Origin of the sequence: Rhodosalinus halophilus, from assembly GCF_003298775.1 — a bacterium.
Lineage (GTDB): Bacteria > Pseudomonadota > Alphaproteobacteria > Rhodobacterales > Rhodobacteraceae > Rhodosalinus > Rhodosalinus halophilus.
Map to the genome: position 1 here is coordinate 1 of NZ_QNTQ01000045.1, position 1,407 is coordinate 1,407.

A 1,407-nucleotide genomic window follows, 5' to 3' on the forward strand; every position below is an offset into this window, starting at 1 on the left:
GGGGTCCACCCATGATCTGACTTGATTTCAATGTCTTGCCGGAAGGGATCACCCCTTTTCGGCGCGATGGCCTGCGGCCGGGCGGACCGGTTCCGACGTCGCGAGGGTGGTCTGAAGGGCGGCAGAACCGGGGCTGACAACGCCCTCCTTCCGGTTCCGCAGCCCCCGTGTCCGCCCGTCTTCGCAAACTCTCGCACCCTGCCGCCGCGGCTCTTTTGCCGACCGGTCCGGATGCGCCCGTTCCGCAGGGCCGGCGATGAGCGGGCGGGACTGGCGGGCCTTCGATGCGGAGCTGCGCGCCCGCGTGCCGGAGCTTGCGGTGGAGCTTCTGGGTAAGCCGTCCTTCCGGGCGGGCCAGGAATGGCGCTGGGGCCGCAAGGGCAGTCTCTCGGTCGTCGTCGGTGGCGCGAAGGCGGGGATATGGTTCGACCACGAGGAAGGCCGGGGCGGCTGGTTCTCGGACCTGGTCGGCCGCGATCTCGGCATGGCGCGCGAGGATGCCACCGACTGGATAGCAGAGCGGATCGGCATGGCGGCGCTGCCTCGGTCGGCTCGTCAGCGTTCCTCACAAGGCGCAACGCCGACGAACGATCCGGGCGAGCCACCAACGACGCTGGCCGCTGCGCCGTCGCTCGAGAGCGACCCCGATGACGATGTCACGCCCGCGCCGAACCGCGCGGACGAGGCCGCCGTGCGCGCGGCCCGGATCTGGGACAGCGCCCGTCCCGCACCGGCCGACCATCCCTATCTCGTCGCCAAGCAGACCGCGCCGCTCGCCCTGCGCATGGACGCGAACGGCCGGCTCGTCGTGCCGCTGCACGACATCGACGGTGGGATCCACAGTGTGGAGTTCATCGCGCAGGACGGAGCCAAGCGTTACCTGGCCGGCGGGGCCAAGAAGGGGCATTTCGCGGTGGTGGGCGCGGAGCCCGGGCCGATTGCCGAACCCGCTGGCCCCGTCCTGATCTGCGAGGGCTGGGCGACCGGCGCGAGCCTGCACATCGCCACGGGCCATACCGTGATCGCGGCGATGGACGCGGGCAACCTGATGCCGGTGGCCGAGGCGTTGCGGGTCCGGTTCCCAGATGCCGATCTCGTCCTCGTCGCCGATAACGACGCGAAGCCCGACCGGGACACCAATCCCGGTGTCGAGGCGGCCCGCAAGGTCGCGCTCGCCGTCGACGGCCGTCTCGCCGTGCCGGACAGACCGGGCGACGCCAACGATCTGTTCTGCGCCGAGGGGCCGGACGCCGTCGCGGCGCTCGTCGCCGGAGCGGCCCGGATCCCGCCGCCACCGCCCACCTATCCCGCACCGGTTCTCACGCCTGACGAGGCCCGTGCGAGCCTTTCCGAGGCGATCGCCGATTTCATGGCCGCGATCCCGGACTACTGGGCGGCCGTCGAGGC

1 protein-coding gene is annotated in these 1,407 nt (G+C 71.5%); it reads left to right on the forward strand.

Features of this window, described 5'->3' with window-relative positions:
• Positions 1-256 precede the first annotated feature (256 nt).
• Positions 257-1,407, forward strand: a 1,151-nt coding sequence (locus DRV85_RS18800) for a toprim domain-containing protein (RefSeq protein ID WP_113291002.1), incomplete at its 3' end; no start/stop codon positions are given.